The organism is Propylenella binzhouense, assembly GCF_009866965.1.
GTDB classification, from domain to species: domain Bacteria; phylum Pseudomonadota; class Alphaproteobacteria; order Rhizobiales; family Afifellaceae; genus Propylenella; species Propylenella binzhouense.
Window position 1 is genome coordinate 1 of the sequence record NZ_SPKJ01000133.1, and the last position, 8,785, is coordinate 8,785.

Annotated in this window: 8 protein-coding genes and 1 pseudogene; 7 read left to right on the forward strand and 2 right to left on the reverse strand. The window is 68.4% G+C overall.

All coding sequences use genetic code 11. The features are described 5' to 3' along the window. From E4O86_RS21035 to E4O86_RS21050, 4 genes are all read left to right on the forward strand, one after another. Positions 1–823 (forward strand): 2-oxo acid dehydrogenase subunit E2 (locus tag E4O86_RS21035; protein WP_205521018.1); only part of this gene is annotated, 823 nt, incomplete at its 5' end. Between the two features lie 40 nt (positions 824–863). Continuing rightward, a complete protein-coding gene (locus E4O86_RS21040; protein WP_161142513.1) occupies positions 864–1,298 on the forward strand; it encodes an OsmC family protein in 435 nt (144 codons plus the stop codon). A 274-nt stretch (positions 1,299–1,572) separates the two neighbouring features. After that, positions 1,573–3,297 (forward strand): dihydroxy-acid dehydratase, encoded by a 1,725-nt coding sequence (ilvD, locus tag E4O86_RS21045; protein WP_161142514.1) that lies wholly within the window; start codon positions 1,573–1,575, stop codon positions 3,295–3,297. Continuing rightward, a complete protein-coding gene (locus tag E4O86_RS21050) occupies positions 3,284–4,063 on the forward strand; it encodes a tetratricopeptide repeat protein (RefSeq protein WP_161142515.1) in 780 nt (259 codons plus the stop codon). Before ilvD ends, E4O86_RS21050 begins: the two co-directional genes overlap by 14 nt. A gap of 22 nt (positions 4,064–4,085) precedes the next feature. Here E4O86_RS21050 and xth read toward each other — a convergent pair whose 3' ends face one another. Beyond that, positions 4,086–4,868 (reverse strand): exodeoxyribonuclease III, encoded by a 783-nt coding sequence (xth, locus tag E4O86_RS21055; RefSeq protein WP_161142516.1) that lies wholly within the window; start codon positions 4,866–4,868, stop codon positions 4,086–4,088. A gap of 3 nt (positions 4,869–4,871) precedes the next feature. Next, on the reverse strand, positions 4,872–5,207 hold the full coding sequence (erpA, locus tag E4O86_RS21060; RefSeq protein ID WP_161142517.1) for an iron-sulfur cluster insertion protein ErpA: 336 nt from the start codon (positions 5,205–5,207) through the stop codon (positions 4,872–4,874). 79 nt (positions 5,208–5,286) lie between these two features. Here erpA and E4O86_RS21065 point away from each other — a divergent pair, with 79 nt between their 5' ends. The 3 genes and pseudogenes from E4O86_RS21065 to E4O86_RS21075 all read left to right on the forward strand — a co-directional run. Next, the gene (locus E4O86_RS21065) at positions 5,287–6,516 is read left to right on the forward strand and encodes a deoxyguanosinetriphosphate triphosphohydrolase (RefSeq protein WP_343039210.1); all 1,230 of its coding nucleotides are present in this window, start codon (positions 5,287–5,289) and stop codon (positions 6,514–6,516) included. Positions 6,517–6,585: 69 nt separating this feature from the next. Beyond that, a complete protein-coding gene (argS, locus tag E4O86_RS21070) occupies positions 6,586–8,349 on the forward strand; it encodes an arginine--tRNA ligase (protein WP_161142518.1) in 1,764 nt (587 codons plus the stop codon). A 149-nt stretch (positions 8,350–8,498) separates the two neighbouring features. Next, positions 8,499–8,785, forward strand: a pseudogene (locus E4O86_RS21075) (hypothetical protein); the annotation flags it as partial.

Sequence of the window (8,785 nt, forward strand, 5' to 3'; positions counted from 1 at the left end):
CGGCGCGGCGCGGCCCGGCAAGCCCGCCGCGGCACAGCCGGCCGCTCCGGCGGCCGCACCGCCCCCGACCGGCCCCTCCGACGACCAGATCCGGAAGCTCTTCGCCGAAGGCTCCTACGAGTTCGTACCGCACGATTCGATGCGCAGGACGATCGCCCGCCGGCTCACCGAGGCGAAGGCGACGATCCCGCATTACTATCTGACGGTCGATTGCGAGATCGACGCGCTCCTGAAGCTCCGCGCCGACATCAATGCCGGCGCGCCGATGCGGAAGACCGAGCGCGGCGAGGCGCCGCTCTACAAGCTCTCCGTGAACGACATCGTCATCAAGGCGCTCGCAATGGCGCTCATGGCCGTCCCGGAGGCGAACGTCACGTTCACCGGCGAGGGCATGCTGAAGCACAAGCACGCCGACATAGCCGTCGCCGTGTCGATTCCCGGCGGCCTCATCACGCCGGTCATCCGGCGTGCCGACGTGAAGACGCTATCCGCGATTTCCAACGACATGCGCGACCTCGCCGCCCGCGCCCGCGAGCGCAAGCTGAAACCCGAGGAATACCAGGGCGGATCGAGCGCCGTCTCCAATCTCGGCATGTTCGGGATCCGCGATTTCAGCGCCGTGATCAACCCGCCGCAATCGAGCATCCTTGCGATCGGCGCTGGCGAGGAGCGGCCGGTCGTGAAGGACGGGCAGATCGTCATCCGCAACGTCATGACCGCCACGATCTCGTGCGACCATCGCGCGATGGACGGTGCGCTCGGCGCCGAGCTGATAGCCGCGTTCAAGCGGCTCGTCGAAAATCCCCTTTCGATGCTCGCCTGAGGCGGGCCCACGCGTTCAGTCAACCCGGAGGAACAGAGACATGGCTCAGAGCAATCGTTCGGCCGAGGCGGTTTGGAAGGGCTCCATCAAGGAGGGCAATGGCACCTTGACGACGTCGACCGGCGTCCTCTCCGGCGTGACCTATTCGGCCGGTTCGCGCTTCGGCGACGAGGCGGGCACGAATCCGGAGGAGCTGATCGCGGCCGCGCATGCCGGCTGCTTCAACATGGCGCTTTCCGGGGCGCTCACCCGGGCCGGGCATCCGCCCGAAGAGCTCCGCACGACCGCGAAGATCACCATGAAGGCGGCGGAGGGCGGCGGCTTCTCGATCACCGACGTCGCGCTCACGTTGCGCGGCAAGGTGCCGGGCATGGCGGCGGAGGACTTCGTGAAGGCGGCCGAGGGCGCCAAGGCGAACTGCCCGGTCTCCAAGGTGCTCAACGCGAACATCACGCTCGACGCGCAGCTCGCCTGAATACGGCTTCGCTCTTCAAGGACGACGGCCGGCCCAGCCGGCCGTCTCCGTTTCGGCGGCCGGAATGCCGGAGCTTCCGCCCTCTTGTGACCGTTGCGCAACAGCGCCGGAAAGCCTGATCCGCTAGCCTCCTCGCCAATTAACAGCGCCGCGTTTCAGCCATAAACGGGGCGCAGGTCTGGTCGCGTTTCCGCATGCACAGACACTTCGCGGAGCGCGGGATCCGGTGAGGAATGCCGCGCCAGTTGCGGCATGCGCGAGGGGTTGCGTAGGTATGAATGCGAACGTTTTCGACAAGTCGCGGTTGCCGAGCCGCCATGTGACCGAGGGGCCGGAGCGCGCACCGCATCGCTCCTACCTCTACGCGATGGGGCTCACCTCGGAGCAGATCCACCAGCCGCTCGTCGGCGTCGCAACGGCGTGGAACGAGGCGGCGCCGTGCAATATCTCGCTCGCGCGCCAGGCCCAGGCCGTGAAGAAGGGCGTCGCGGCGGCGCGCGGCACGCCGCGCGAATTCACCACGATCACCGTGACCGACGGCATGGCGATGGGGCATGCGGGCATGAAGTCCTCGCTCGCCTCGCGGGACGTCATCGCCGATTCCGTCGAACTCACGATGCGCGGCCACTGCTACGACGCCCTCGTGGCCATGGCTGGCTGCGACAAGTCGCTGCCCGGCATGATGATGGCGATGATCCGCCTCAACGTGCCGTCGATCTTCATCTATGGCGGCTCCATCCTGCCCGGCCGGTTCCGCGGCCGCGACGTCGTCGTGCAGGATCTCTTCGAGGCCGTCGGCCTGCATTCGGTCGGCAAGATGGACAACGAGACGCTCGACGAGCTCGAGCGCGTCGCCTGTCCGTCGGCCGGGTCGTGCGGGGGCCAGTACACCGCCAACACGATGGCGATGGTGGCCGAGGCGATCGGCCTTGCGCTGCCCTATTCCTGCGGCGCGCCGGCACCCTACGAGATCCGGGACGCGCTCTGCGCCGCGGCCGGAGAGCAGGTGATGGAGCTGCTCCGCCTCAATTTGCGGCCGCGCGACATCGTAACCCGGAGGGCGTTCGAGAACGCGGCCATGGTGGTCGCCGCGACGGGCGGCTCGACCAATGCGGCCCTTCATCTGCCCGCGATGGCGCATGAGGCCGGCATCGAGCTCGACATCTTCGACGTCGGCGAGATCTTCAGGCGGACGCCCTACATCGCCGACCTGAAGCCGGGCGGGAAGTACGTCGCCAAGGACATGTTCGAGGCCGGCGGCATTCCGCAGGTGATGAAGGCCCTGCTCGACGGCGGCTTCCTACACGGCGACTGCATGACGGTGACGGGGCGGACGATCGCGGAGAACCTCGCCAACGTGAAGTGGAACGAGCACCAGGACGTGGTGCGGACCACCGACAACCCGATCTCCCCGACGGGCGGCGTCGTCTCGCTGCGCGGCAATCTTGCCCCGGACGGCGCGATTGTGAAGGTCGCCGGCATGAAGCACCTGCGCTTCTCGGGGCCGGCTCGCTGCTTCGACAACGAGGAGGCCTGCTTCGACGCGGTCTCGCACCGCGCCTATCAGGAGGGCGAGGTGCTCGTCATCCGCTACGAGGGCCCGAAGGGAGGCCCCGGCATGCGGGAGATGCTGTCGACTACGGCGGCGCTCTACGGGCAGGGCATGGGCGACAAGGTCGCGCTGATCACCGACGGGCGCTTCTCGGGCGCCACCCGCGGCTTCTGCATCGGCCATGTCGGCCCGGAGGCTGCGGTCGGCGGCCCGATCGCGCTCGTGCGCGACGGCGACATGATCACCATCGATGCCGTCGAGGGCACGATCGAGGTCGCCGTGTCGGACGAGGAGATGGCGCGCCGCCGGGCGGAATGGAAGCCGCGGGAAACCGAATATGGTTCCGGCGCCATCTGGAAGTATGCTCAGAGCGTGGGACCCGCGCGTTTCGGCGGGGTGACCCATCCTGGCGCGGCCAGGGAAAGTGTATCCTATGCGGATCAATAGCGTTCTCGCGCTCGTGCTCGCGGGAGAGTTTGTCTGGGCGGGCGCCGCTTTCGCCGCCGAAGCGGAGCGCACGCCGAGCGAGGCCTTCCGGACCGGCTATGCCGCCTACAAGAAGGGCGACACGGCCGAGGCGATCGAAGCGCTGAACTATGCGGCGTCGAAGGGGCATGCGGCGTCGCTCTGGAAGCTCGGCCGGATGTACGCGACCGGCGACGGGGTGACCGAGGACGACCGCAAGGCTCTCGAGATCTTCTCGCGGATCGCGAACGACTACGCCGACGGCAACCCGCACGGCTCGGATGCGCCATACGTGGCGGACGCGTTCGTTACGCTCGGGCGCTACTTCCGGGCGGGCATTCCGGGCGGCATCGTCGCGGATCTGGCACGCGCGCGGCGCTATTATGCGTATGCGGCGTCCTATTTCGGCGACAGCGAGGCTCAATATCAGCTCGCCACCATGTATCTCGCCGGCGAAGGCGGCGAGAAGAGCGAGCGGCAGGCCGCCCGCTGGTTCAAGCTCGCCGCACGGAAGGGGCATGTCGGGGCGCAGGCGGAGCTCGGCCGTCTCCTCTATGACGGGGTCGGCGTCGAGCGGAACCCCGTGCGCGGCCTCATGTGGCTCTCGATCGCCCAGATTTCGTCGAAGGGCGACGCCACCATCCAGGCTTGGCACGAGGCCGCCTTCTCGGCGGCGGCCGAGGGCGACCGGCGTGCGGCGCTCGCGCTTGCCGAGGACTGGCTGAAGCGGCGCACGGCATCGAACTAGCCGCTCCGCCGCCGCGGGATCGTCAGGCGCCGAGCTCGATCCAGACCGGCACGTGGTCCGACGGCTTCTCCCAGGCCCGCGTGTGGCGGTCGATACCGGCCGCCCGCAGACGGTCGGCCGCCTCCGGCGACAGCAGCAGGTGGTCGATGCGGATGCCGTCGTCCTTCTGCCAGCATCCGGCCTGATAGTCCCAGAACGTATAGCGTCCCGGACCGTCGTCGACGGCCCGGATGGCGTCGGTCAGGCCGAGCGCCGCCATGCGGCGGAACGCTGCGCGGCTTTCCGGCTGGAAGAGGGCGTCGTTCACCCAGGCCTGCGGCCGCTTGGCGTCGAGCGGCGTCGGGATGATGTTGAAGTCGCCGGCCAGAACGAGCGGTTCCTCCAGCGCCATGCGGTCCGCGATCCAGGCCTCGAGCCGCCCGAGCCAGGCGAGCTTGTACGCGAATTTCTCGGTTCCGATCGGATTTCCGTTCGGCATATAGGCGCTCGCGATGCGCACGATGCCGTCGCCGTTCGGCACGACCGCCTCGATGAAGCGGGCCTGGACGTCGCCGTCGTCGCCCGGCAGGCCGCGCCTCACGTCCTCGAGCGGGTGCCTGGAGAGGATCGCGACGCCGTGGAAGCCCTTCTGGCCGAGCACGGCGACATTGTAGCCGAGGGCCTCGATCGCCGCGCGCGGAAAGCCTTCCTCCTGCGACTTGATCTCCTGGAGGCAGACCACGTCCGGGCCGGCCTCCTTCAGCCAGTGGGCGAGCGAATCAAAGCGGGCCTTGATCCCGTTGATGTTCCAGGTCGCGATCCGCACGCGTCAGATCGAGAAGCTGGTGCCGCAGCCGCAGGAGGCCGTCGCATTGGGGTTGCGGATCTGGAACGACTGGCCGAGCAGGTCGTCGACGAAATCGATCTCCGACCCGCCGAGATATTCGCGCGAGACCGGGTCGATGAGAATGGTGGCGCCGTCGGCGGCGAGGACCAGATCGTCGTCGGCGGGCTGGTCCCGGACGAGGTCGTAACGGTACTGGAACCCGGAACAGCCGCCGCCTTCCACGCTCACGCGCAGCACGGTGCCTTGCGGCTCCTTCGCCAGGATCTTCGCGACCCTGCGTGCCGCGCGGTCCGTGAGCACAATGGGTGCTTCCTGCATGAGGCGAGACTCCGCTGTTGTCGGCCTGTACCCAAGAGCTAAGAACGCACCCTGAGCGAGTCAATCGCGGGAGGACGCGGTGCCGGTCTGGCCGGAGAACGTCGCGCTGGCGGGGCGCCGCTGGCAGGCACCCTACGCGGAGAACCCGGACGGGAGCCGCGGCCGGTTCCACAAGGAGCCCGAGGCGCCGCTCCGCTCCCCGTTCCAGCGCGATCGCGACCGCATCCTCCATTCCGACGCGTTCCGCCGGCTGAAGCACAAGACGCAGGTCTTCGTGCATCACGAAGGCGACCACTTCCGGACGCGACTGACCCATACGCTCGAGGTGTCGCAGATCGCCCGCTCGATCGCCCGGCCGCTCGGCCTCGACGAGGACCTCACCGAGGCGATCGCGCTCGCCCACGATCTCGGGCACCCGCCCTTCGGGCATGCCGGCGAGCGGGCGCTGGACCGGGCGCTCGCGGATGCCGGCGGCTTCGATCACAACGCGCAGAGCGTTCGCGTCGTCACCGAACTGGAGGCGCGCTATCCCGATTTCGACGGGCTCAATCTCACCCTGGAGATGCTCGAGGGCCTGGTGAAGCACAACGGCCCGGTGCTCGATGCCTGCGGCCGGCCGGCCGGGCCCTATCGCGGCGGCGTGCTGCCGTTCGGCTTTCGGGCGGTCCCGAACCTGCGCGCTCTCGATCTCAGGTCGGCTCCGAGCCTCGAGGCGCAAGTGGCTGCTCTGTCTGACGATATCGCCTACGCATCGCACGACGTCGAGGACGGGCTGAGGGCCGGCCTGCTCGATCTCGCGGCGATGCGCGAGGTGCCGCTCGCCGCCGACGTCCTGCACGGGATCGAAGCCGGATACCCGGCGCTCGACCGCCATCATGTCGTGCGGGAGCTGAGCCGGCGCATGATCACCCTCATGATCGAGGACGTCATCCTCACGACGGCGGAGGCGCTGCGCAGGGGCCAGATCGAATCCGTGACGGACGTGAAGCGGGCGAGGGAGCCGCTCGTCGGCTTTTCCGCGCGGCGGCGGGGAGAGGTTGCCGAACTGAAGGCCTTCCTGTTCCGCGCGCTCTACCGCCACCCTGACGTCTGGGACCGGGTGTGTCAGGCGGAGGCGATCGTCTCGGATCTCTTCGCGGCCTACGGTGCCGATCCGTCCCGCCTTCCGGAACTCTGGCGGAACCGGTTGCGGACGCAGCCCGGCGTTCCGCTCGCCAGGCACGTCGCGGACTACATTGCCGGCATGACCGACCGCTTCGCTCTGCTGGAACACCGCCGGCTATTTGACGCTGCACCCGATCTAGGCTAGGGCCGCCCGGAAATCCCGAGCAGTGCGCATGTCACGGGCCGGCGCGAACCGCCGCTCAAGGACGAGTTCATGAACGTGTTCCAGAGGTTTGAAGACCGGATCAGATCGATTCTCGGCGCCGTCGCCGCGCGCGAGGGCTGGACGGTCACGGCCGACCTCCTGGAGCGCGTCATCGCCGAGCCGCCGCGGGATCCTGCGCATGGCGACGTTGCCACCAATGCGGCGCTCGCGCTTTCGAAGCCGCTCGCCCTGAAGCCGCGCGATCTCGCATCGCTGATCGCCGCGGAACTCCGGGCCGACCCGGACGTGACGGCGGTCGAGGTCGCCGGACCCGGCTTCATCAATCTGCGCCTGTCGGACGCCTTCTGGGCGGCCGAACTGCGGGCCATCCTGTGCGCCGGCGACCGCTACGGCCGCGCCGAGGCGGCAAGCGGGCAGGCGGTGAACGTGGAGTTCGTGTCCGCAAATCCGACCGGCCCGATGCATGTCGGCCATTGCCGCGGGGCGGTTGTCGGCGATGTGATCGCGAGCATGCTCGAGGCGACCGGCGACCAGGTCACGCGGGAATATTACATCAACGACGCCGGCGGGCAGATCGATATGCTCGCCCGCTCGGTCTTCCTGCGGTACCGCGAGGCGCTCGGCGAGGAGATCGGCGAGATCCCGCGCGGGCTCTATCCGGGGGACTACCTGAAGCCGGTCGGCGAGGCGCTCCGGGACGAGTTCGCGGACGGCCTTCTCCATCGCGCGGAACCGGACTGGATGCCGCTCGTCAAGGAGCGGGCGATCGCCGCCATGATGGCGATGATCAAGGCCGACCTGGCGGCGCTCGGCGTGCGCCACGACGTCTTCTTCTCCGAGCGGTCGCTGACGAGCGGCGGCGAGGACAAGGTCGCCGCCGTGGTCGAGGTGCTGCGGGCGAAGGGGCTGATCTACACCGGCACGCTGCCGCCGCCGAAAGGGCAGCTGCCGGACGACTGGGAGGACCGCGAGCAGACGCTCTTCCGCGCCACCGAATTCGGCGACGATATCGATCGTCCGCTGATGAAGTCGGACGGCAGCTACACGTATTTCGCCTCGGACATCGCCTATCACTACGACAAGTTCCTGCGCGGCTTCACCGACATGATCGACGTCTGGGGTGCCGACCACAGCGGCTACATCAAGCGCCTGCGGGCCGCGGTGACGGCGATGAGCGACGGCAAGGCCACGCTCGAGGTGCAGATCTGCCAGCTCGTGAAGCTCTTCCGCGGCGGCGAGCCGGTGAAGATGTCGAAGCGGTCGGGCGATCTCGTCACGCTCCGCGAGGTGGTCGACGAGGTCGGGCGCAGCGCGGTCCGCTTCATGATGCTCTTCCGCAAGGCCGACGCGCCGCTCGATTTCGACTTCCAGGTCGTGACGGAGAAGTCGAAGGACAATCCCGTCTTCTACGTCCAGTATGCGCATGCCCGGACGGCGTCCGTGCGCAGGCAGGCCGGCGAGGAAGTTCCGGACGTAGACCTTTCGCCGTCTGCGCTCGCCGCCGCCCGGCTCGAGCTCCTGACCGACGAAGGCGAGCGGGCGCTGGTCCGGCAGATGGCGGACTGGCCGCGGCTTCTCGAGGCCGCGGCGCGCAGCCGGGAGCCGCACCGGATCGCCTATTATCTTCACGAACTGGCAAGCACGTTCCACGCGCATTGGAACCGCGGCAAGGAGTTGCCGCAATTACGCTTCATTAAGCCTGAAGACCTAGAGGTAAGCCGAGCGCGTCTTGCCCTTGTCACCGCACTTGGCGCCGTTCTCCGAGATGGACTGGGAATTCTCGGAGTCGAAGCGCCGGACGAGATGCACTAGCATGGACTGGCCGACGCAACGCGAAACGGCTGGGCCGAATCGAGAGGCCGGTTTGCATGGCTGACACGTTTCCGAAGAACAACCGATCCTACCAGCGGCCGCCGGCACCTGATTTCCAAGAAGATCCGCTTGTCGAGCTGGCGAGGATCGTGAGCGAGGACGGCGCGTTCTCCCGCCAGCCAAGACAATCCGTGGAGCCTGTCCAGAAGAGAGCCGAGCCGAACTTCGATCCCGATCCCTTCTCGGCGGACCTCGAAGCCGAACTGATGCAGGAGCTTGAAGCGACCGTGCAGTCGCAGCGCCAGGCGGCGCGCGAGCCGGTGCACCCGGCGCAGCGCGAACAGGTTCGGCAGGGCCGGCCCGAGCTGCAGGCGCCTCCGCCGCCGAGGCCGCCCGTGCAGGCCCCGCAGCGCACCGAACCGGCCGCCGGGCCGCA